The following is a 22,343-nucleotide window of genomic DNA, read 5'->3' on the forward strand; positions in this document are numbered from 1 at the left end:
GCGAGGCCGGCGCCAGCCAGTCCGCGATCTGTACTGGTGCGGCGAATTCGAAATTCGCATTCACTTTGGAGCAACGCAGCGAGCGAATTTCGGATTCAAAAGCCACACCAGCAAGTGCTTGGATTTCCAGTGTGGTTTTGGATTTGAAGTTCCTAACGCTGATGCCACCCAGAAAGCAGGAACTTCAAATCCACCACACTTGGGCCGGTACAGTTTCTGTACTCGCCGCACCGCTGGGAAAGGCCTATGCTCCCGGCTGAGTTTGAGGGGAAGGCAACATCATGACCCAGGCCGGATACAAGCAGTTCTGCCCGTTATCGATGGCCGCGGAGGTGCTGTGCACCCGCTGGACCATGGTTCTGCTTCGCGAATTGGTGGCGGGCTCGACCCGTTTCAACGATCTGCGCCGCGGCGTCCCCAAAATGTCGCCGACCCTTCTGTCGCAACGGCTCAAGGAGCTCGAGCTGGCCGGGATCGTCGAGCGCAAGGAGGTGCGCGGCGAGAAAGGCATCTTCGAATACCGGATGACCGAGGCAGGCAGGGATCTGCGGTCCGTCGTCGAGGCGATGGGCTTTTGGGGGCAGAAATGGGTCGAGTCGCGGCTGTCGCTGAAGAACCTCGATCCGTCGCTGCTGATGTGGGACATGCGGCGCAATCTAAACGCGTCGCCGCTGCCCGACGGGCGCACGGTGATACAATTTCTGTACCAGGAGCTCCCCGCCTCCAAACGGTCGTGGTGGCTGATCGTCGAGAAGCACGGCGAGGTCGACCTCTGCTGGTACGATCCGGGGTTCGATGTCGATCTCTACGTCTCGACCGACCTGCACACCATGACCGAAATCTGGATGGGGCTGATCACCGTCGAGAAGGCCGGGCCGAAAGTCATTCTGACGGGCGATCAGGATATCGCCCGCAAAATGCAGACTTGGCTGGGCCTGAGCCCGTTCGCTGTCGAACCCAAGCGAGCAGCCTAGCTGCCTCTTGGCGAAACGATCCGAAGCGGTTATGTGTCGGGCGCGATGGTCCCGTAGCTCAGTAGGATAGAGCGGCAGATTCCTAATCTGTAGGTCACAGGTTCGATTCCTGTCGGGATCACCAAGTTTTTCAAGCACTTAGCCAACAAGCCGCCGTACTTTTTGGTAAATTAGTACGGCAATTAGTACGGCGAATTTCGCATGAACTTCGGCTTCAGCTGCTCAATCCAACCGAGTTGTGGATTTCCATGATTCTGGAATTGAGTAGATTGTTGGGACGGGCGGCCACCGATGTCGCTTCAGGTGGCGATTTGAGGTGGGGTCTGTCGAGACGCAATGCCGCGCCTCGGCAGGCATTGATTTTACGATGTTTTTTCTAGTCTAGGAGCCCACAGCGATTTGTATCACAGTTTGTATCTCAGTCCGTATCGCACGAGGCTGACCTAGCCACCTGGTAAAATGGCACGTCTTACGAGGCCTGAGCCGTAATCAATGTTGTCGTGCCAGCGCTACATACGGTCCCTTGCACGTTTGGTCTGGAACGACAGCCATGGAGCCGAGAGCGGACTGGCAGCTCCTAGGTGTGGATCACGGAAAAGTTCGCATTCGACGATTAAGAGCTGGATGACTGCTACCGCCCCCCATTTCCGACATTGATGGATGGGACGCGCGTCCCATAAGCAGCCAACGTCAGTGCCGAGGCTGCAAGGTCAAAGGGTGGCTTTCAGTAGGCCGGCTGTGGCTGCCCTCGAAAAATGCGGTACTGCAAGAACGAAATTTGTTGCCGAGGAATTGATCTGCAGCGCCATACTCTCACAGGGTCCTCAGCTCCTCGTCGGCAATCGCGGCTTGGATCGATCGACAGATCTTTCAGCGAATCTACAAATTTGAAGGGGCGCTTACCGGCGCAACCTGATCGCCACGCTTCAGGAACGCGAGGTTGACCGTGCCGGTGGGGAACTGGCGGCGAAAAAGGCACTGCCGTTCCGAGCTGCCGCCGAGGGCGAAACCGTGACCGGCACCTTCACCGGGCCGCGCAGCTATCCAGTGGCAAGTTCGCCATCGTCGAGAAGTCCCACGAGTTCACGCTTGTCCCGTGGCGGCCAGTCATCGACCGCCAGCTCGGCCGCGAGGTCAGTGGCATCGTGCAGGGCGGATCGGTGTCCTGGCAGTTGGGGCGGCAGCGGGGATTGGGGCTTTCGCCCTCAAACCCCTTGACCGACTTCACTGAGCACCCGTCGCAGCCATTGATGCCCTGGGTCGGCGTCGTGGCGCGCATGCCAAGTCTGCACCACTCGAAATGAAGGAATATCCAATGGCGGCGGAAAAAGTCGGAGCGGTAGCCGCCCTGCCAACGGTGCGAAGAGACGACGGGGTTCCGTTGCCACGAGCTCGGAGGCATCGACCAGCATCGGTGCCATCAAGAAGTGGCCGACCGTCACGACGACATTCCTCTTCAATCCTTTCTCGGTGAGCACAGCATCGACATAGCCGCTCGGATTGCCCTTCATCGAAACCTGAAGATGGCGCAGCGAGAGATAGCGGTCGAGGTCGAGACTATCGGCCAGATCGGTGTGATCGCCGCGGCCAGCGCAGATGAAGTCCTCTTCGTATAGCAGTTCTTCTCGCATATGGGTCGGCGGCTGGGGGAAGTTGCCGGCGATGAGTTCGACTGCGCCGTCGTCCAGCATCGGCAAACCGACGCTGCGGCTCGTGTTGCGGACCACCAGAGAAACGCCTGGTGCTTCGCGGCCGAGCCGTGCAGTCAGACGCGGTAGCAGCACGAAAGCGGCATAATCGGAGAGACCGACCACGAATTGCCGAGTGCTTTCGGTCGGATCGAACGAGCGCCCGCCGAGCAGGACGCCTTCAACCTGTTCGAGGATCGACCGAACACTCGGCGCAATGTCCTGCGCCAGTGGCGTCGGCGTCATGCCGCGCGGGGATCGGACAAACAGCGGGTCTCCGAACAGAGCCCGAAGGCGATTGAGCGAATGGCTGACCGCCGGCTGGGTCAGCCCAATCCGCTCGGCCGCGCGCGTGGCGTGCCCTTCGGCAACGAGGGCGTCGAAGACGACCAGCAGATTGAGATCGACGTTAGCGATATGAATCTTCTTCATCACGGCGATGCTAATAATGAATTGGATTTATCGCAATCGCCGATGCAAGGTCTGACCTGAAATAAAGCGGGGGCGGGCAGAGTTAGAGAACATGAGTGTCAGGTCCCACCACCGCAGCAACGGGAAGAGTAAGTTCTCGCCGACGCTTTATTGAGGCTGCCTTCATCGCAGCAAGTTCTTTCGCCATCAGTCGGAGCGGGCAAGCCATGGCCTCGGAAACTCATGAGGATCGATTTTCACGCGGCCTGGAGATGCTCCGCCGGATCGGCGGGGAGAATTTCGATGGACCGATCAATGCTCTGGCGGAGACCTCCGCCGATTTGTCGCGCTTCACCGTCGAATATCCCTATGGCGATGTGTTGTCCCGCCCGGGGCTGGATCTCCCGCTAAGGCAGCTCTGCACCGTCTCGATGCTGCTGGCCGACGGAAGCGCCCAGCCGCAATTGAAGTTTCATATCGCCGGCTTTCTCAATGCCGGCGGCACCCCCGAAGCGATCGTCGAACTGCTCTTCGTCTCGGTCGCGGTCCTGGGCTTCCCTGCAACCGTCAATGCCGTCGGCATCGTCCGGTCGGTATTCGCCGAACGCGAGCTGGCATTTCAGCCCATCAAGCCCGCGACGGGTGACGGAGCGGGACGCGGATGGGCCGGACGCGAGATGCTGGAGCGGCTCGTAGCGGGCGACGCCCAGGGCTATTTTGACCGCTTCGCCGGCACCGCGCCCGACCTCGCGCAGCTTTCGATCGATTTCGGGTTCGGGGAGGCGCTGGCTCGGGACGGCCTCGATCACAAGGCCAAGCTGCTCGCGATCACGATTTGGCTTTCCCGGTCCCGATCGACATAGGTCCGCGACCTTCGACCCACCATGAAGCATCGAATTTTCGACAGCGAATGTATAGCGCTTATCCGGCGCGCATGTCGCTCTGTTCGAGCCTTTGAACCCCGGCGCTGACCACGGATGTGCTGGCAGCATTGGGATCTTTCCGGTTCGGATGGAAAAGATGCAGGAGGGGGCGTCGGCGTGCTCCTGCGGAAAGCCGCACCCCCTCATGCAAACGCAGCCTCCCCGCGTGGGGAGCGCTTGCCTGCGCTACGGCGGCGGCTTTCCATGCGAGCCGCTTCAAAAATGATGCTGCGAAACGGCTCCGGCTTTATCCGACGAACGCCTCACGCATCCGAGCGAACATGCCTGGCTGTCTCCCGGCAATCGCCGCACGGATGTGACGGGCGGCCGTTACGGCGCTCACCGTCGCGCCGAAATGACAATAGCAGATGATCTCATGCAATTGCCTGTCGGTCAGTTCGAAGAACCGCTTCGCTTCGCCGTAGTTGTCGTTTTCCAACCCGGCGGCGCGGAGGACAGGATCCTCGAAAGCGACTGAGATCGGCGAGCCGTCGCCGCGCATGGCCCCGCGTGATCTAACCGGCTGATACTCGGTCTGGTGTAGCGTCGAGAGTCGCCGGTCAGGGTTCCGTTCAAGGAGCTCCGCCCAGCGTTCAAGACGTTCGCTGCGCGACATGGCCTGGCGCAGGTAGTCCTGATCGATCTCGGCGACGATCTGCAGTTGCTCAAGCGTCTGGTGCTTCATTTTAGCCTCCTATTCGGACGATAGTTGGCCCACCCATATCCTTCTTATACCTGCGGCCAGCGTGACTCCGACCGATCGTAAAGTCCAATCACGATGATGCTGGGAGGGCTTCCCCCCCACGAAAATGCGGAGGCTTCGCAAAGATCCGGCCATTAATTTGGCGAACGCGGTCAAATGCGCGGCTGTTCGACGATGTCGGTCTGGAGTCCGTGCCGATCGAGGTGATCGACGGGCAGAGTCTGTGCTGGAGTAGCCCGGCTCCATCGCTGGCCGGGCAGCGGGATCAAGCGAGTGGCAGTTTAGCTTCGAAACCGCCGAAGGCCGGGCTGATGCGAGTTCTCCGCCCGGTCGTTGGGCCCTTGTGGCTGCAGTGTACGACTTCCGGCATGACCTGGCGCCTGGCTACTCCGTAGGATCGCAGTTTGTCCGTGTCGAAACCATTATCGAAGTTACCCGGCCCGATGGCGGAGTGTTGCGGATTGCGCGATCCAAGGACCGGTCCGTCCAACAACCAACAAGTTGCGCGGAAGCCATCTCAAAAACGGTCCAGGCTGTGCGTCGTCAGGATGGTAGCCGAACCAGCGAAACAGCCAATCAGGTGTCCCTTCCTTCGACCTTTAGAGACTGAGCAGTCAGCTGCCGCCAAGCGAGAATGACGATCGCTCTCACTGCTGCGGCGCTGGTATCGGTGTGCCGCCAAACCAACCCGCCGCATACGCAATCACGACCAATACCACGATCACGGCTACCACGCCGTACCAGAGGCGCCTGTCCTTGAGATCCATCGTTACCTCCTGCCCGCTACGTGTTGGCCACTGGGCGAATTCCTTGAGCCTTTAGCCGTCATTTCCCAGATGAGCGACCCATTTGCCGTCTGGCAGGCACACAGTAGGCTGGATAAGGGGTCTTTGAGAAGCGCGCAATACGACCGCGCCGGCATGATCGCCAGCGGCTGCGACCGGCGGCGGCAGGCGTGCTCGACGAGTGGCGTTGCGGCATGGATGTCAAAAGATCGGCGATGCCATCCAGCGCCTGTGTGATCGATGCGGCGCGCGTTATCCTGATCTTCCAGCACGGCTCCGCGCAGCCGCACCCCTCATTAGACCGTTTCGAGACGGCTGAACCGAACCGGGATGAGTTTGCGAGTCTTCAGTTGCCCTGCCGCATCCTTGTCGATGACCGTCAGAAACTGTGCATTTTCAGATCCCAAAGGCAGAACCAAGCGTCCTCCCGGCTTGAGTTGCTTCAGTAAAGCCGGCGGTGTCCGCTCAGCCGCCACCGTGACCAGGACCTTGTCGAATGGGGCGTGCTCAGGCCAGCCGCGAGACCCGTCTCCGACACGAATGCCGACATTGGAGAAGCCGAGACCCTGCAGGAGAGCCTCGGCATGGCTTGCGAATTCCTCGATGATTTCGACGCTCCAAACTTGCCCGGCAAGGTCCGCGAGGATTGCGGTTTGGTAGCCTAGGCCGGTGCCGATCTCGAGCACTACCTCGTGCGGTTGCGGCGCAAGGAGATCGGTCATGAGAGCAACGATGAAGGGCTGCGAGACGGTTTTATCAAAGCCGATCGGCAGCGGCATGTCTTGGTAGGCATAAGGCGCAACTGATGCTGGCACGAAGAGATGCCGCGGTATCCGCCTCATCGCCGCCAATACCCGCTCATCGAGCGCCGCCTTGCCAAGTTCTTCGCTTGCAAGATCGGTGTGAATTGCAATCATCTCGACCATGTGCCTGCGTAGAACCGCGAGATGCTCTTCGTTCATCGGCTTCATGACGGTGGGGCGCTCCTCAACCAGTCTGCTGCCTCATAACCTTATACCCTGTTCGTCTTGTCACAGTAACCATGTCGTCGAGAACGCGGCTTCGGTTGGGGCGGGTTGTACCGCCCTGCTATTTCGTCGCCGTCCTTGGTGCTCTCCCGTTCCTCGCACCGGGGTGGAACGGCGTGCGCATCAGAAGCTCGCCAGCCAGGCGACAACATCGATATAGCGGATCGCCAGCCAATTGAGCACCAATAGGCCGAAGGCCAAAACGACGCCGAACCCTGCGCTGTCGTTCACCGGCTCCATCCCGTGCTGATCGTGCGTGATCTGGCGATTGACGATGGCCGAACCTGGGCGAGCCAGCAGCGCGATTCGCGCTGCAGGCCGGCCATACGATAATCAGCGTTAGCCCGCGTGGCGCTGCTGAGAAGAACCGGAATTTCGTGATGGCTTGCCGCCGCCATTGGCGCGGCACTGGGGGACTGGCTGTCCTTCTGGATCGGCAAACGGCTTGGAAAGCGGGTTTCGCACTATTGGCCCCTCCCCTGTTCTTCGAGCGGTGGGGGGTCGCCGGCGCTTCTTCGGTCCCTTGCGTGCATCCGTACCCATGGTGGCGGGCATCTGCGCGATGCCCGCTCTGACGTTTCAGTTTGCCAATATCGCTTCGGCTCGCCGGAGTTCGTAGCCGACGTTGCACGGTTTTTCGACGTCACGAGAGGACACGTCTTGCTCGCCGGTCCCAAGACGATCGCGAGCGTTCCGGATTTTGCTCGCGCGGATCGGGAACTTGTCGTCGTTCGCTCCAGTATGGATCCCGAGGACACGCTCAAGCGCTTTGCCGGCCGTGTCGTCTTCATCGGCGGCGGTCCACCGGTCTGGGACGCCTACGCGCGCTTCGTCAGCCACTGGGATGTCACGCGGCTGCCCTATGACGGGCCGGCGGACCGCTGGTTCGATGCAAGATGGCTTACGGGGTGGCGAAGTTGCCAGAAATCACCGCGACCAATGAAGGCTCGGCTCGTATCGATCTGGGATTATTTAGATCACCTCGCGACCCAAGTTCCAGACCGCATTTTATGCAACTTTACATCGAACACAGAACCGACAGCGGTGCAGCTTGCAATTATTTCGCCGAACGGCGTCACACGGTGATGGTCGTGCAGCACCAGCCCGCGCACAAAACGATCGCGGACTCCTTCCTGCAACTGGTGCAATCCCCGAAAGTCCTGCGGAACCGTTTGCGGAGGCCTTCACCTCGATACCGACGACCCGACCGCGTCGATCCTCGATCACGACGCCGACCTCGTCCTGATCCTTGGTCCGGTAGTGTGAGAAAGACACCCGTCGCTCTGACCACCATGCGAGCTTCAGGAATTCCGACACCACGAACCTCTCGAGCAAAGCACCGAACCGCGATCGGTCCTACGTCCTTCGTCTACGGCCGCTCACAAGATTGTCAACAATCTGATAAAGTTTTGTTGACAGGTGATTGATTTGAGCCTTCACTCACAAAAATCCGCGTATCGGTCGAGTTCTGTCGCAACAATGCGCGGCCTCCAAAGGGGAAAGAACAATGATCAACAGACGTTCAATAATCACATCCGCGGCGCGCGGCGCCGTCTCCGCGCTGGCAATCATGGCCGGCGGCACAATAGCGGTGCACGCCGCCAACAAGGAACTCAAGATCGGCTTTGTCGGCGTGACGAGTGGCGCGGCCGCTGCGTGGGGCACATCCAACGTCCGCTCGATGCAGACGCGCGCCGCCTGGATCAACGAAACCGGCGGTGTGAAGATTGGTGACGAGACCTATGACGTCAAAATCGTCACCTTCGACGACCAGAAGGACCCGAAGCGGGCGATCGCCGGCATGGAGAAGATGGCCCAGGAGGGCATCCACTATGTCGTCGGTCCGAATGTCGACGACGGCGCGGCGGCGGTGCGTCCCGTGGCAGAATCCAAGGGCATCATCTATTTTCCCTACGCATTCCCGAAGGAACTCTACACCCCGCCGGCATCCAACGCCGTGCTCGGCATGATCGCCAACTACCAGTCGGCTCCGGCGATCTACAAATATCTCATGGAAAACAGGGGCGTGAAAAAAGTTGCCTTTGTCGCCGCCAACGAATCCGATCCGCTGAGCCAGCGGGATGGCGGTGTTGCCGCGGCAAAGGCGCTCGGGCTCGAGGTTGTGGCTGCCACGGATGTCTACCAAAACGATACCCGCGATTTCACGCCGGTACTGACGCCGATCGTTTTGCAAAAACCGGACCTGCTGGTGCTTTCGGGCGTCGCGCCGGGCAATGCGCCGCTGCTGATCCGCGCCGCGCGCGAGCTCGGCTACGAAGGCCTGATCTCCACCGAAACGGCGCAGGATGCCAAGGTGTTGGAAGAGGGCGCGGGCGAGTTGGCCAACGGCTTCATCTCGGTCGGCGGCGCATCGACGCCCGAAATCGCGTCCGACACGATGAAGGAGTTCGTCGAACGCTATACGAAAATGTTCGGCGAATACAATGACGAGTCCAACACCAAGGTCTACGCGCTCGAATACATCATCGAGACGCTGAAGGCGAACCCGGCCGCGATCGACAATGTCGAGGAGTTCAAGAAGACGATCGACACTTTCTCGGCGCCCAATCCCTATCTGAAGGACGATGCCAAGCTGACCTATGTCGGAATGACGTCATTTGGCCAGAAGCGCCAGCTTTCGGTCCCGATGGTGGTCACGGAATACCGCGACGGCAAGTTCGAGACGCTCTTCGTCGCTCAAGTCGATTGACGCAACTGCACTGAAGCGGATTGCCGCAGAGACTCGAGCATTCGTCTTCAGCCTCTGAACGGCCGGAACCATCCTGATGGAACAAGTCATCGCCAACGGGCTTTATCTTGGCGCGCAATACGCGTTGATCGCGCTCGGTCTGACCCTGATCTTCGCGCTAATGAACGTGCTTAACTTTGCCCATGGGCAGATGTACGTTCTCGGCGGCTTCGTCACCTACACCGTCTATGGCCAGCTCGGCATGCCTTTCGTCGTCGCGCTCGTCGCGTCCGGGGTCACGCTGCTGGTCATTGGAGCGCTTGTCGAGAAATTCCTTTTCAGGACGGTGATTAAGCGAAGCGTGCGGGAGGAAAGTACGATGCTTCTCGCGGCGGCGGTCGCATTCTTCCTCGACGCCGTGATCCTCCTCCTGTTCGGCGAAAAGCAGCGCGGCGTGCCGAAGATCGTCAAAGGCGTCTTCGTCTCCGACAGCCTCATAATGCCTTACGACCGGCTGCTGGTCGGCGCACTCGCCATACTGTTCATCGCCTCCTTCGTGCTTTTCATGCAGTACAGCAAGCCGGGACGTGCCATGCGGGCGCTGGCGCAGGACCGGGTCGCGGCGCAGCTGATGGGCGTCGAGGTCGACCGCTATTCGATGATCGGCTTTGCGCTCGGCGCCATGCTTGCCGGCATAGTCGGGGGGCTGCTGGTCGCCATCACCGGCGTCAATTCGGGCATCGGCGGGCCGATCTCGATCAAGGCGTTCTTGATGGTGATGATCGGCGGGGCCGGCGTGGTCAGCGGAGCGATCGCCGGCGGCTTCATCCTCGGCATGATGGAATCGGTCGGCCTGACGGTGCTACGCCAATATGGCGACGTCACTTATCTCGTCATCTTCGCCGCGCTGATGGTGTTCCTGAGCATCCGCCCGAACGGGCTCATGGGCAAGCCGTGGGGATGATGGACATGAAGCGTACACGCAACATCCTCGTCGTCGCTGTCTTCCTGCTGGTCGTACTCGTCGGCGTGCCCTGGCTGATTGAGGCGACCGGTCGGCTCGACCTCTACTACACGCTGACCTCGGTCGCGCTGCTCAGCATCGCCAGCGCCGGGGTGTGGGTGACTTTCTACATCGGCCGCATCAATATCGGCCAGGGCGCCTTCGCGCTTATGGGCGGCTATGTTTCGGCCATTCTTGTCGTCCAGTACGGTGTGTCGTTCTGGCTGACACTGCCGCTGGCTGGGCTGTTCTGCGCCGCTGCAAGCGTGCTGATCGGACTGCCCATCCTCAGGCTTCGCGGCGTCTATTTCGCCATGGTCACGCTGGTTTTGACCGAAGTGGCGCGGCTGCTCGCGCTGGCGCTGCCGATCACCAACGGAGCCAAGGGCATGGTCAGCATTCCGCTCCCCGGCGGCATCTCGATCTTCGGGCTGACCATCCTTCCAGATTTCGCGACGCTCCCCAATCCGCGTCCCGCCTTCTATCTGGTGTCGGTTGTGCTGATGGTGCTGTGCTTTGCGGCGCTCTACCGCCTAGTCCATTCGCGCATTGGCAAACTCTGCCAGTCGTTGCAGCAGAACGAGGAACTGGCCTCCTCGATCGGCGTCAACATCGCCTATCTGCGCGTTATCGCCTACGCCATCTCCTCATTCCTCGGCGGTCTCGGCGGTGCGATGTTCGTCGCCATCTCGCAGTCGATCTATCCGTCGAGCTTCACCGTCACCGACTCGGTGAACTTCATGCTGAACTGCTTTCTCGGCGGGCTCGGCCACGTCTTCGGGCCGATGATCGGCACCTTCGTGCTCTATTTCGGCTGGGATTTCCTGTTCGAGACCGGCGAGTTCCAGTTGCTGATCTTCTCTTCGGTGCTGATCGCGCTGATGCTGTTCCTTCCCAACGGCCTGCTCAGCCTCAGGCTGTTCGGCAAGAAGCAGGGCTAGGACCATGACTGAGCTTCTCCAGATCAAGGCAGTGACCAAACGCTTCGGCGGGCTGGTCGCGGTCAACAATGTTTCCTTCGCGGTCCGCGAACGCGAAATCCTCTCCGTCATCGGCCCCAACGGCGCCGGCAAGTCGACGCTGTTCAAGTTGATTTCCTCTTTCCTCAATCCGACCTCGGGCGAAGTGCTATTCCGGGAAGAGCGGATTTCAGGCCTGGCGCCGCATATCGTCGCCCGGAAGGGCGTGGTGCGCACGTTCCAGGAGACGACGATCTTCAAGGGCATGACGGTGCGCGACAATGTCATCATCGCGCATCACCTGCGTTCCAATGCCAGCCTTGCCGGCTTCTATCTCGGCACGAACACCGCACGGCGCGACGAGGATGAATTCGGCCGCTCGGCCGACGAGATCATCGACTTCCTCGATCTCGGCGCGCAACGGCATGAGATCGCCAGCACGCTGCCGCACGGCCATCTGCGCGCGCTCGGGATTGCCATCGGGCTCGCTACCAACCCGACCGTGCTTCTGCTCGACGAGCCCTTCGCCGGTATGAACCATGACGAAACCGTGCGCGCGGTGGAGATGGTGCGCGGCGTGCGGAAGCGCGGCGTGACTGTCCTGCTGGTCGAGCACGATATGCCCGCCGTCATGAACATTTCCGACCGCATCGTCGTCCTGAACTTCGGTGTGAAAATCGCCGAGGGAACGCCGAAGGAAATCCAGGAGAACGAAAAGGTCATCGAGGCCTATCTCGGCGTCGAAGATGAGACGATCGGATTTTAGCCATGAGCGAACTGCTGAAAGTCTCCGACATCGAACTCTACTACGACCATGTCTATGCACTGAAGGGCGTGTCGCTCAACGTCAACGAGGGCGAGACCGTCGCGCTGATCGGCGCGAACGGCGCGGGCAAATCCTCGATCCTGCGCGCCATCACCGGCCTGAAGAAAGTCCGCAGCGGCGAGATTCATTTCCGGGGCCACCGCATCGACGGAACGCGCCCGGACGAGCTGGTCAGGATGGGCATCGCCATGGTGCCGGAGGGTCGGCGCGTCTTTTCCTACATGACGGTGCGCGACAATCTGATGATGGGCGCCTTCACCCGCACCGACAAGGCCGAAAGCGCCAGGACGCTGGACATGGTGCTCGCGCGCTTTCCGCGCCTGAAGGAACGCTATTCCCAGACGGCGGGCACGATGAGCGGCGGCGAACAGCAGATGCTGGTGATCGGGCGGGCGCTGATGGCCAAACCGAAGCTTCTGCTGCTCGATGAACCCTCGCTCGGCGTCGCGCCGAAGCTCGTCCAGGACATCGCCCGCTCCATCGTGGCGATCAATCGCGACGAAAAGGTCAGCGTTCTCTTGGTCGAGCAGAATTCGCGCATGGCGCTGCGCATCTCGCAGCGCGCCTACGCACTGACGACCGGAAAGATCGCGCTGGCCGGACATTCGGCTGAGCTGCTTGGCGACGACCGGGTCAAGAAACTCTATCTCGGCGGCGAAATATGAAAGCGCAAATGGACATACTCGTCGTCAATCCCAACACCACTGCGTCCATGACCGAAAAGATCAGCGAGGCGGCGCGCGGCGCGGCTTCGGCCGGCACCAGGATCATCGCCGTCAATCCGAAGGACGGGCCGCCGAGCGTCGAAGGCTATTTCGACGAGGTCTTCGCCATCCCGGGAATGATCGGCGAGATCCAGAGATATCCGGCGGCGAGCGCCTGCGTCATCGCCTGCTTCGACGACACCGGCCTCGACGCAGTACGCTGCGTCGGCGAGATGCCGGTGGTCGGCATCGGCGAAGCGGCGTTTCACATGGCAAGCCTAATTGCCGGCAAGTTCAGCGTGGTGACGACGCTGTCGCGTTCGGTGCCGGCGATCGAGCACAATCTGGTGCGCTACGGCCTCGCCAGCCGCTGCGCTAGGGTGCGGGCAAGCGACGTTCCCGTTCTGGAGCTCGAAGTGCCCGGCTCCGACGCCCGCCATCGAATTTCGGAGGAGATCGAGCGCGCCATCCGCGACGACCGGGCCGAAGCGATTGTGCTGGGATGCGCCGGCATGGCCGACCTCGCCGCCGCGCTCAGCCGCGAACATGGCCTTCCTGTGCTCGACGGCGTCGCCTGCGCGGTACAACTCTGCGAGAGCCTCGTCAGCCTTGGCCTGTCGACCTCGAAGCGCGGCGGCTACCAGGTTCCACTCGAAAAGTCCTTCGCCGGAATCTTTGCGTCCTTTTCGCCCTCCGGCCGTGTATCCTGATGCGTGCAAAATTGTTGACATTCCCACACAGGATGTTCGATGTCCGGCCGGAAACGCGGTGTTCGCGCCGCTATGCGATCCGGCCGCCGGGACAATGAGACGATGGACCTGCTTGGACCAAAGACACGGGATGGCGACAAGCCGACGATGCGCTGGTTTCCGGTCTATGCCGGCCTGCGCGACGCCATCGTCAGCCACCGCCTCGCACCGGGCACAAAGCTGCCCGAGGACGAGCTCGCCTCGATCTATTCGGTGAGCCGCGCGGTGATACGCGCGGCGCTGCAGGCGCTGTCGCATGACCGCTTGGCTCGGCTCGAGCCGAACCGCGGCGCGTTCGTCGCCCAGCCGACCAAGCAGGAAGCGCGCGAGGTGTTCGAAGCGCGAGCGCTGATCGAGCCCAAGGTCGCGGCGCTTGCCGCCGAAGTGGCAAAGCCGGCCGAGATCGCGCAACTGCGGCTTCATCTCGAAAAAGAGCACGAGGCCCTGCATGCCGGCCGCGACAGCGACGCCATAATGCTGTCGGCAAAATTCCATGTCGGCATCGCTGAAATCGCCGGCCATTCGATCCTGACCGGCTTCGTCAAGGACCTGTTGTCGCGGTCGTCGCTGATCATCGCGCTCTACTGGCGCCGCCGCGACACCACCTGCGAAAGCCACGCCCATCACGCCCTCGTTGATTCCATCGAAAAGCACGACGCAAAAAACGCGTCCGACCTGATGCAAAGTCATCTCATCGACCTTCTGTCGGGCCTTGATCTGTCGCTTGGCGAGAAGAAGCCCGAGAGCCTGTCGGACATCTTGCGCTGATCTCCGCTGTCAAACTCTTCGCCGGAGTTCGCCTATGTCCGCACGTGCTGGGCGTGATCGAAGCAATGCATAGCATGCATCGGTCCATGAGGACTGCTTCTTCGTTCCTGCCGTCATAACAGTAGCGCTCGTTGAGTCCGCGGCGCTGCCCTCCAGCTTCGGCTACTCCTGCTGCCGCACAACGGACGGGCAATGCGCCGATCAGAGCTTGAGGCACGCAGTCGCAGCAAGGATTGGCAAACTGCCGGTTTTTCTTACGGCCTTTAGATACGACCTGATGCGATCGGTCGATGGCCCTCGCGAGAGGCCAGTTCCAGACTGTCTGTTTATGCGACTTTGGAAGCACAAAAGGGGAACATCTAGCGGCTTATGTGTTTTCGACGTCAACAGCCTCTGGCGGTCAGATCGGCGATCGACCGGCATTGTGAATGCCTGGAAGGGGCCGGAACCGGACTGTCAGCTTTCAAGATGACTGGACAAGATAGCCGGCCCTTGCGTCCAGCCTCGTCTGACCGCTGTGCGCCAGAAGCGACCTTTCGGACCACCGGGGCTAATGGACGACCTCCTGGCTTTGGCCGGGCGGGCTCGTCAGGGCGCCGCGATAGGTGTACAATTTTAGCCATGTTGGGTCCGGGGCCGGATGATGATCGTCCCTCCATTGAACCGGAAACTGCTGGCAATCCTTGCAGCGGATATGGTCGGCTATTCAACGGCGATCGAAATTGACGAAGCTGGCACCATCGGACGCCTGAGAGCTATCCGGGCCGACGTAACCGATACGGCGATCGCTCTGCACCAGGGTCGAATTGTCAAACTATTAGGAGATGGCGCACTTGTCGTCTTCGACAGCGTGGTCGATGCGGTAATCTGCGCAGCCGAAATTCAAAAAGCTGTGGCCGTTCGCAATGGTGGACTGCCGGAGCATGAGCGGATTGTGTTCCGCATCGGGATAAATCTTGGCGATGTGGCGCTCGTGGATGGCGATGTGTATGGCGACGGCGTCAATATCGCCGCTCGGTTGCAGCAACTCGCTGACCCGGGCGGCGTGATCGTATCGGGCACGGCCTTTGACCATCTGCAGGGCAAGCTTGATTGGCCCCTCGATTTCGCTGGCGAGCAGCAAGTCAAGAATATCAATCGCCCCGTGCGGATGTACCGGCTGAGGCTCGATGGCAAGCCGGCGCGCCGCCCGCTTCTCGGAATGATGCCGCGCTGGGCCAGGACGGCTGCGGCGGCCATCGTGGTGCTGGCTCTGGCGGGTGGAGGGACATGGTGGGTCTTTCAGCCTGCGCCACTGGGGGCCAAGCCGTCGATCGCGGTGCTGCCCTTCAATAATTATGGCGGCGACGGGGCCACCGGGCGTTTGGCCGATGGCCTCACCGAAGACATCATCACCGATCTCGCGCAGTTTCCCGAACTCGACGTCGTGGCACGCAATTCGACGCAAGCGTACAAAGGCAAGTCGCTGGATGTCCGCCAGGTCGCGAGTGCGCTCGACGTCGGCTATGTGCTGGAAGGCTCGATCCAGCGCCTGGGCGGTCGGCTGCGGATCACCGCGCAGCTGATCGATGCAAAAACCGGCAACCATCTGTGGTCGGAGCGATGGGACCGGCCTGCTGAAGACGTATTCGCCGTTCAAACCGAGATCGCCGAGCAGGTCACCAACCGCCTCGGCAACGGCGTGGGGCTGATTCAAGGCGCGGGGCGGGCTGCAGCGAAGCGTAAACGGCCGGACAACTTGACTGTCTATGATTACTACCTGCTCGGAACCGAAAGGATTGAAAAGATTGCCGTAGCGGATGAGGAGGAGGCCATCAGGCTGCTCAACCTCGCTGTCGAGCTGGACCCGGGGTTCGCCCGCGCCTGGGTGGAACTTTATCATGCTCATAACATATTGGCTGGCTTCGGTATCAATCCCGAGAGCGAGATCAAGGCGGCTGCCGATGTAGCCGAACGCGCGGTGCGGCTCGATCCGAGCGACGCCGAGGCGCACGCCGTTTTTGGCATGAGCCTCAAAGACAAGGGCGACAACGCCCGCGCCAAGGTCGAGCTGGACACGGCCCTCCGCCTCGCTCCGGGTTCGGCCGAAATCCTGACATTCTATTCCGGCTTTGCGGCAGGCTTCGACGAACCCGAACGCGGCGCTCAGTTGGTCGACCAAGTTATACGGCTCGACCCGAATTACCCGATGTGGGCAACTGCTTTCTACTCCACTGCCTATTTTATGGCTGGTCGCTATGAGGACGCCTTGAAGATGCTGGAGCGCAAGACGCCCGATAACTACGGCAAAGGGGGTTGGGTGGTGCGTAGCAGCTCCTTTGCGGCTCTGGGTCGAATCGATGAGGCGAATGCTTCGGTCCGGGAAACCCTCAAACGGTATCCGGACCTGACCGTCGAGGGCATGGTCAATGAATTCAGCTTGAGCAAGACGGAGCGCGGTCGTTTCATCGAGACAATGCCGCTAGCCGGCTTCCCGGCGTGTGCCAAGACCGGGTCGCTGGCAAAACTCGCCAAACCTGTGCGGCTGCCGGAATGCGAGGCGGGGGAGGCGCAGCCTCTCGGGCAGCCATAGAACAAGCTCGGCGCAAAAGGGAGACGTGAGCCGCGAATCGCCCCGGCACTGGCGGGCGCTGTCGCCGAAGGTTGGAGGCGATGACACATATGGTTGTGACGCCGCGCGAGGCTCCCGCTAGCGAACGAAGAACTCAGGGTCAAACGCTCAAGTGAGTATCCCTACGGTGGAAGCCGGCTGAGCAAGTGATTTTCTGAGCAGTGGCGATTATGTCAGGAATGGGCCGACAACGGATCGGCAGCTTCGAGCCCGTGGATATCGAAAGCGGACATTCACGTCGATGTGGGCATGATCATCATCTGACCCTGAACAGACTGGGAGCGAGGTGCCAAAAGCTTCAACGCCGAAGAGCGATTTAGGTCAAATCAGACGATCCTCATTACGACATCGATGTTGCCCCGTGTCGCTTTGGAGTAAGGACAAATCTCGTGCGCTTCATCCACCAGAATTTGTACCACATCGCGCTCCAGACTCGGCACGGCAATATCCAGTTGGACGCTAAGAAAGTGGCCGTTTTCTCCGTAGTTCAGATTCACCTCGGCCTCGATGCTCATCCCTGCAGGCAGCGCGATTTTTCGTTCGTGGGCCGCAGATGCGATTGCGCCTGCGAAGCTGGCCGACCAGCCGGCCGCGAGCAACTGCTCCGGATTGGTGCCGATGCGCGCCGATCCAGGCGTCGATAGCCAGATGTCCAGAAGGCCGTCGGAACTGCGCGAGGCGCCATTTTCGCGACTGCCCGTGGTTGCGGTCCTGGCCGTATAGACAACCCTTGTGATGTGGCTCATGGGCATTCTTTGCTGGTAGCGGTAACCGCCGCTTCGGCGGTTGCCGCGAACTCGATCAGGCGTCGACTTCGACAACGGCATCGGCAAAGGCCTGCGGCGCTTCCTGGGGCAGGTTGTGCCCGATGCCGCCGGTGACGACCCGATGCGCGTATCTGCCCGGGAACATCGTGGCGTATACGCTGGCGTCCGGATGCGGCGCGCCATTGGCGTCGCCTTCGAGGGTGATCGTCGGCACGCCGATGACCGGTGCCTGCGCGAGTCGCTCCTCGAACGCGTCGTATTGCTGCTCGCCGGCGGCGAGTCCGAGCCGCCAGCGATAATTGTGGACCACAATGGCCACGTGATCGGGATTGTCGAAGGCTGCGGCGCTGCGCTCGAATGTGGCATCGTCGAAATTCCACCGCGGCGACGCGAGTTGCCAGATCAGCCTGGTGAAATCTCGTGTGTATTTCTCGTAGCCGGCGCGGCCGCGATCGGTGGCGAAGTAATATTGATACCACCATTGCAGCTCGGCCTTGGGTGGCAGCGGCAGCTTGCCGGCTTGCTGGTTGCCGATGAGGTAGCCGCTCACCGAGACCATCGCCTTGCAGCGTTCAGGCCATAGTGCGGCAATGATGTTCGCGGTGCGCGCGCCCCAGTCGCAGCCGCCAATCGTCGCCTTTTCGATGCCCAGTGCGTCCATCAGGGCGACAATGTCCGCGGCAATCGCTGACTGCTGACCGTTGCGCATCGTGTCGTCCAACAGGAATCGGGTCGTGCCGTATCCGCGCAGGTAGGGAACAATCACGCGGTGGCCTTTCGCTGCCAGCAGAGGAGCGACATCGGCATAGGTGTGGATGTCATACGGCCAGCCATGTAGCAGGATGACGGGCGGGCCGTCGGTCCGTCCAAGTTCCGCATAGCCGACGCTCAGCACGCCGGCCTCGATCCGCTTCAAGGGCCCAAAGGACGCCGCAGGCTCTCCAGTCGTCTGTTGCGCTTGTGCCGGGCCGATCAGGCCGAACTGAGTGGCGGCGACAGCCATCGCGGCGGCGCCAAAGAACCGACGGCGATCTTGGTCGATTTCATCGGGGATATTGAGCGAATGCATTTGGGAACCTCTATCCTTGCGCGGGCGATCAGCCGAACGTGAATGCAAAGACCTCCACGCCTGAGTCGAGAAACTCGATCTCGAACTGGCGATCGACGATGGGTTTCGATTGTCGGATCAGTTGGTACAGGCGCTGCTCTGTCACTGCGCCTTCGCCCATTTCATTGACGTCGATGCCGTGAGCCGTGCCTGGCGGCTGCCCGTCGATCAGCACGCGAAATCTCACAGACGTTCCCGGCGCTGCCGGACCCATGACCAGATGAAGGTCGCGCGCGTGAAAACGGTACGCGATGCGGGCATCGGACTTGTTCAGTACGGCGGTTTCTTTCCTTACCGTCCAACTGCCAGACAGCCCCCACTCATTCAGGCGTAGTCGCGCCGGCACGTCGTAGATGTGCGGCGCGTCCAAGACCGCTTCACCGCCGGAGGCAGAATTCTGGGTGCGTTCGTAGCCGAGATAATTTTCCGGAGACTTGAGGGTCTCCCAATCGGCCGCGGCCTCGATGCCGCGGGCATCCACCGACACAGGCTCACGGTCGAATCCGCCGGCGCCAGCCTCAGTCAGCAATTCCTGGATGACCATTTCCGACTGTTGGTATGAGCCCTCGCCAAAGTGGTGATACCGGACGCGTCCCCGCGAATCGACGAAATAGAGTGCCGGCCAGTACTGGTTGCTGAAAGCCCGCCATATGAGATGGTCGTTGTCGACGGCGATCGGGTAATCGATCCCCAGGTCTTTCACCGCCCGGTGCACGTTGTTCAGGTCTTTTTCGAACGAGAACTCCGGCGCGTGGATTCCGATCACCACCAAACCATGCTTCCGGTATTTCTCGTCCCAGGCCTGAACGTAGGGAAGCGTGCGCAGCCAGTTGATGCAGGTGTAGGTCCAGAAATCGATGAGGACGACCTTGCCATGCAAAGCCGACGCCGTCAGCGGCGGCGAATTTATCCACTCGTGCGCCACGCCAAGCGAAGCAAGCTCGGATTGACCCTCGAACTGGTCGGAGGAAAGTCCGTGAAGGAACGGAACCCTCATCGGTGCGGAGGCTATCGGCTGAGCCACATTCGTGTCTCCCAGAAAACTGGCAATCGGAGCCCCGATTGCCATTGCGAGCGCCACGGCGACGAGCAGCTTAATTGCTTTCATCGACGACGCCTTTTCAGTTTCGATCAATATCGCCGCGCAGACGGTTCAGCGGCGCGCTGCGCGCTGAATCCTTCAGAGCGGAAGCTCTTTGCCGGCCTGCTCAGCCACCATGTATTCCGCGTACCAGTCCGGCCAGTTCTCATCGCGCTGGCCGCCGTTGCGCTTCTCGTGCTCGCCGTGGGCCTCCGACGCGCGTCGCAGCGCGGCAACAAGATCCGCTCCGGAAGCGTAGGTCGTGGTGTCGATCCGGCCGGGAAAGCGGGTGGTGATTTCCTGCAGCAGCCATTCGTTGCCGTCCGGGTCCTTGAACGTCGCGAACGAGGAGTAGCTGCGCCGCTCGGGATCGCGCCCCTTGACCGCCGGCTTGCCGGGACCTGTGCGGTGAAACGCCTCGCTGACCTCGGCGCCGTGGCCAATGAGCTCGGCGCACGCCGCCTCGATGTCCGACACGACAAGATAAAGCCCGCTTGCCGAGCCGGGCTCCGCCGTCGTGACCCCCGTGCCGAAGTGGATCGAGGCAGGCGAGCCCGGAGGTGTGAACTGCACACCCCGGAACGTATCGCCGACGACGAAATCGCCGTCGAGCCGCCAGCCCAGGCCGATATAAAAGCTCTTGGCGCGATCGACGTCCGAGACGGGGATGACCACGACCTCGAGCTTCATGTCGAGCGCCTGCTTTTTGAGGGTCCCGGTCGCAGTTTCGTGCTTTTCGTCACGGGGCGTTTTCATGGTTTGAGACATTTGTCGTTCCTTTCGAGTGAGGTGGTTATTTGGTTTGCCGCAGCGGCCTGAACGCGGCGCGCAACTCGGCAGAAAAGAGCTCCGGCCGCTCCCACGCGGCGAAGTGGCCGCCTTTGTCGACCTCATGGAAGTAGATCAGGTTGGGGTAGGCGCGCCGGGCCCACGTCTCGGGGGCCTGATAGCCTTCCCCCGGAAAGACCGTGATGGCCACCGGCAGCGAGACTTCGCTGGTCTTTTCAGGGCCGGCAAAAACGGGACTGCGCCCGCCGCCGTACTCCCAGTAAATTCGCCCGGACGAGGTGGCGGTGTCCGTCAGCCAGTACAGCGTGATATCGTCCAGCACCTCGTCAGGCGACTTTTCGGGGTCGCTTTTGTCGTAGGTCCAGCCCGAAAAGCCCGGATGCCCGAGCATCCAAGCGGCGAGCCCTGCGGGGGAGTCATTGATGGCGTAACCGATCGTCTGGGGCCGGGTGCCCATCATCGTGGCGTAGGATCTGTTCCCCATCTTGGCGGCCATGCTGAGCGCATCGAACGCCGCGCGCTCCTTGTCCATGAGCCCCGCCGGCGCCGGTCCGCCGGCGGCGAGCACCGCGGCAATCTCTGGCGGTACGACAGCCGGCAGGTTGACATGAATGCCGAGCAGGCCTGCCGGGGCCAGACGTCCCATTGCATTCGAAACGGGAGAGCCCCAGTCGCCGCCCTGGGCGACGTAATCTGTGTAGCCAAGGCGCTTCATCAGCTCTGCCCAGGCTCGTGCAATGCGGTCTGTACCCCAGCCGGTATCTGTGGGTTTGCCGGAGAAGCCGAAACCCGGCAACGACGGCAGTACGAGGTCGAACGCGTCTTCCGGGCTACCGCCATGCGCCGTGGGATCGGTGAGAGGGCCGACGGTCTTGAGCAGTTCCAGCACCGAGCCGGGCCAGCCATGCGTCATGATCAGCGGCAGGGCATTGGGATGTTTCGAGCGAACGTGAATGAAGTGGATGTCCACTCCGTCGATCGTGGTCATGAACTGGGGCAGGGAATTCAGCTTCGCTTCCGCTGTCCGCCAGTCGTAGGCCGTGCCCCAATACTCGACGAGCGGCCTGATCTTCGCGAGCTGTATGCCCTGCGACTGGTCATCGACCATCTCCCGGTCGGGCCACCTTGTCTGCGCAATGCGACTGCGAAGATCATCGAGCGGCGCTTGCGGCACATAGACTTTGAAGGGCCGGATCGAGCGATCCTCGACCGGGTTGGCGGAGGCGGGCGCGGAAAGGATGCAAAGCCCGAATGCCAGCACGGCCGCCAGTTGGTCGAGCCTCATGGCTGCACCTTCTTGTCCGGAGTGTGGAACGTCACCGTTTGTTTGGTGAAGACTTTGCCTTCGGGATCCACCACCTCGATCAGCACCTTGTGCTGGCCGCTTGGCATGCCAACCAAGATGATGGTGTTGCTCTGACCGTAGTCCGCCCACGCCCAAGGCAGGTCGTCGACGGTGACGTGCAGATGCCCGACCCGCGGAGACACGTTGCGCGCGGCCGCCCCGCCCACAGGCAGGATGCGCAAGTTCTCCATCCGGTACGGGATGAACACGACGCCGCTGGCCAACGGACCCGGAAGCGGCGGCTCCACGATCAGCTTGGGTGCGGGCTCGTTGTCGATGGGAACGACCGTGCTCTGGGCAAACGCGCCCGTGGCGAGCACGGTGCAAACCGCGAGTGCGGTGAGCGTCTTGATGAGGGGGTTCATTGCAGTCGCTCCCTTCGGAGGTTCGCTACGCAGCTATCGCTGGGCGGAAGATGACGAGCGTCCGGCG

General features: G+C 61.3%; 20 protein-coding genes, 1 tRNA gene and 3 pseudogenes. 13 read left to right on the top strand and 11 right to left on the bottom strand.

What is annotated here, in order from left to right; all coding sequences use genetic code 11:
• The first annotated feature begins 281 nt into the window (after positions 1–281).
• The 3 genes and pseudogenes from NKH63_RS05565 to NKH63_RS05575 all read left to right on the top strand — a co-directional run.
• Positions 282–974: a winged helix-turn-helix transcriptional regulator gene (locus NKH63_RS05565; protein WP_023722341.1), complete on the top strand. Its 693-nt coding sequence runs from the start codon at positions 282–284 to the stop codon at positions 972–974.
• Between the two features lie 47 nt (positions 975–1,021).
• A tRNA-Arg gene (locus NKH63_RS05570) sits at positions 1,022–1,098 on the top strand.
• A gap of 776 nt (positions 1,099–1,874) precedes the next feature.
• A pseudogene (locus NKH63_RS05575) lies at positions 1,875–2,167 on the top strand (DUF3363 domain-containing protein); the annotation flags it as partial.
• A gap of 12 nt (positions 2,168–2,179) precedes the next feature.
• On the opposite strand, the gene NKH63_RS05580 reads toward NKH63_RS05575, so the two are convergent.
• On the bottom strand, positions 2,180–3,094 hold the full coding sequence (locus NKH63_RS05580; RefSeq protein ID WP_023722340.1) for a LysR family transcriptional regulator: 915 nt from the start codon (positions 3,092–3,094) through the stop codon (positions 2,180–2,182).
• 206 nt (positions 3,095–3,300) lie between these two features.
• Between NKH63_RS05580 and NKH63_RS05585 the strand changes: the two genes are divergently transcribed.
• Positions 3,301–3,936, top strand: coding sequence for a carboxymuconolactone decarboxylase family protein (locus tag NKH63_RS05585; protein WP_023722339.1), 636 nt, complete (start codon positions 3,301–3,303; stop codon positions 3,934–3,936).
• Between the two features lie 307 nt (positions 3,937–4,243).
• Here NKH63_RS05585 and NKH63_RS05590 read toward each other — a convergent pair whose 3' ends face one another.
• From NKH63_RS05590 to NKH63_RS05600, 3 genes and pseudogenes are all read right to left on the bottom strand, one after another.
• Entirely contained in the window at positions 4,244–4,681 is a 438-nt protein-coding gene (locus NKH63_RS05590) for a hypothetical protein (protein WP_292659986.1), read from the bottom strand.
• A 305-nt stretch (positions 4,682–4,986) separates the two neighbouring features.
• Positions 4,987–5,111: pseudogene (locus NKH63_RS05595) on the bottom strand (IS6 family transposase); the annotation flags it as partial.
• 669 nt (positions 5,112–5,780) lie between these two features.
• Positions 5,781–6,455 carry a protein-L-isoaspartate(D-aspartate) O-methyltransferase gene (locus tag NKH63_RS05600; RefSeq protein ID WP_023722337.1) on the bottom strand — a complete coding sequence of 225 codons (675 nt, stop codon included), beginning with the start codon at positions 6,453–6,455 and terminating at the stop codon, positions 5,781–5,783.
• A 663-nt stretch (positions 6,456–7,118) separates the two neighbouring features.
• Here NKH63_RS05600 and NKH63_RS05605 point away from each other — a divergent pair.
• A pseudogene (locus NKH63_RS05605) lies at positions 7,119–7,418 on the top strand (diacylglycerol kinase); the annotation flags it as partial.
• Between the two features lie 102 nt (positions 7,419–7,520).
• Here the strand turns inward: NKH63_RS05605 and NKH63_RS05610 are convergent.
• Positions 7,521–7,832 (bottom strand): DUF4143 domain-containing protein, encoded by a 312-nt coding sequence (locus tag NKH63_RS05610; RefSeq protein WP_352484977.1) that lies wholly within the window; start codon positions 7,830–7,832, stop codon positions 7,521–7,523.
• A 187-nt stretch (positions 7,833–8,019) separates the two neighbouring features.
• Here NKH63_RS05610 and NKH63_RS05615 point away from each other — a divergent pair, with 187 nt between their 5' ends.
• The 8 genes from NKH63_RS05615 (at position 8,020) to NKH63_RS05650 (ending at position 16,782) form a co-directional block, all read left to right on the top strand.
• Positions 8,020–9,222, top strand: coding sequence for an ABC transporter substrate-binding protein (locus NKH63_RS05615; RefSeq protein ID WP_031195079.1), 1,203 nt, complete (start codon positions 8,020–8,022; stop codon positions 9,220–9,222).
• A 76-nt stretch (positions 9,223–9,298) separates the two neighbouring features.
• Positions 9,299–10,165, top strand: a complete 867-nt coding sequence (locus NKH63_RS05620) for a branched-chain amino acid ABC transporter permease (RefSeq protein WP_023722333.1) — start codon at positions 9,299–9,301, stop codon at positions 10,163–10,165.
• 5 nt (positions 10,166–10,170) lie between these two features.
• Complete coding sequence (locus NKH63_RS05625) at positions 10,171–11,145, top strand: branched-chain amino acid ABC transporter permease (RefSeq protein ID WP_352917681.1); 975 nt, start codon at positions 10,171–10,173, stop codon at positions 11,143–11,145.
• A gap of 4 nt (positions 11,146–11,149) precedes the next feature.
• Complete coding sequence (locus tag NKH63_RS05630; protein WP_352917682.1) at positions 11,150–11,929, top strand: ABC transporter ATP-binding protein; 780 nt, start codon at positions 11,150–11,152, stop codon at positions 11,927–11,929.
• A gap of 2 nt (positions 11,930–11,931) precedes the next feature.
• Entirely contained in the window at positions 11,932–12,654 is a 723-nt protein-coding gene (locus NKH63_RS05635) for an ABC transporter ATP-binding protein (RefSeq protein WP_352917683.1), read from the top strand.
• Between the two features lie 8 nt (positions 12,655–12,662).
• The gene (locus tag NKH63_RS05640) at positions 12,663–13,403 is read left to right on the top strand and encodes an aspartate/glutamate racemase family protein (protein ID WP_352917684.1); all 741 of its coding nucleotides are present in this window, start codon (positions 12,663–12,665) and stop codon (positions 13,401–13,403) included.
• A 102-nt stretch (positions 13,404–13,505) separates the two neighbouring features.
• Entirely contained in the window at positions 13,506–14,210 is a 705-nt protein-coding gene (locus tag NKH63_RS05645) for a GntR family transcriptional regulator (RefSeq protein ID WP_023722328.1), read from the top strand.
• Between the two features lie 643 nt (positions 14,211–14,853).
• On the top strand, positions 14,854–16,782 hold the full coding sequence (locus tag NKH63_RS05650) for an adenylate/guanylate cyclase domain-containing protein (protein WP_352917808.1): 1,929 nt from the start codon (positions 14,854–14,856) through the stop codon (positions 16,780–16,782).
• A 365-nt stretch (positions 16,783–17,147) separates the two neighbouring features.
• Here NKH63_RS05650 and NKH63_RS05655 read toward each other — a convergent pair whose 3' ends face one another.
• From NKH63_RS05655 to NKH63_RS05680, 6 genes are read right to left on the bottom strand one after another with little or no spacing between them, the layout of a single operon-like run.
• A complete protein-coding gene (locus tag NKH63_RS05655) occupies positions 17,148–17,567 on the bottom strand; it encodes an Ohr family peroxiredoxin (protein ID WP_352917685.1) in 420 nt (139 codons plus the stop codon).
• A 55-nt stretch (positions 17,568–17,622) separates the two neighbouring features.
• Complete coding sequence (locus NKH63_RS05660; RefSeq protein ID WP_502896300.1) at positions 17,623–18,657, bottom strand: alpha/beta fold hydrolase; 1,035 nt, start codon at positions 18,655–18,657, stop codon at positions 17,623–17,625.
• Between the two features lie 28 nt (positions 18,658–18,685).
• Complete coding sequence (locus NKH63_RS05665) at positions 18,686–19,831, bottom strand: redoxin domain-containing protein (RefSeq protein ID WP_352917686.1); 1,146 nt, start codon at positions 19,829–19,831, stop codon at positions 18,686–18,688.
• A 45-nt stretch (positions 19,832–19,876) separates the two neighbouring features.
• Positions 19,877–20,533: a VOC family protein gene (locus NKH63_RS05670; protein WP_352917809.1), complete on the bottom strand. Its 657-nt coding sequence runs from the start codon at positions 20,531–20,533 to the stop codon at positions 19,877–19,879.
• Positions 20,534–20,570: 37 nt separating this feature from the next.
• Positions 20,571–21,851, bottom strand: a complete 1,281-nt coding sequence (locus NKH63_RS05675; RefSeq protein WP_352917687.1) for an epoxide hydrolase family protein — start codon at positions 21,849–21,851, stop codon at positions 20,571–20,573.
• Complete coding sequence (locus NKH63_RS05680; protein WP_352917688.1) at positions 21,848–22,276, bottom strand: DUF6130 family protein; 429 nt, start codon at positions 22,274–22,276, stop codon at positions 21,848–21,850. The genes NKH63_RS05675 and NKH63_RS05680 overlap by 4 nt, the downstream gene beginning before the upstream one ends.
• Positions 22,277–22,343: the final 67 nt, after the last annotated feature.

This window comes from Mesorhizobium sp. M0960 (genome assembly GCF_040319055.1).
Taxonomy (GTDB): domain Bacteria; phylum Pseudomonadota; class Alphaproteobacteria; order Rhizobiales; family Rhizobiaceae; genus Mesorhizobium.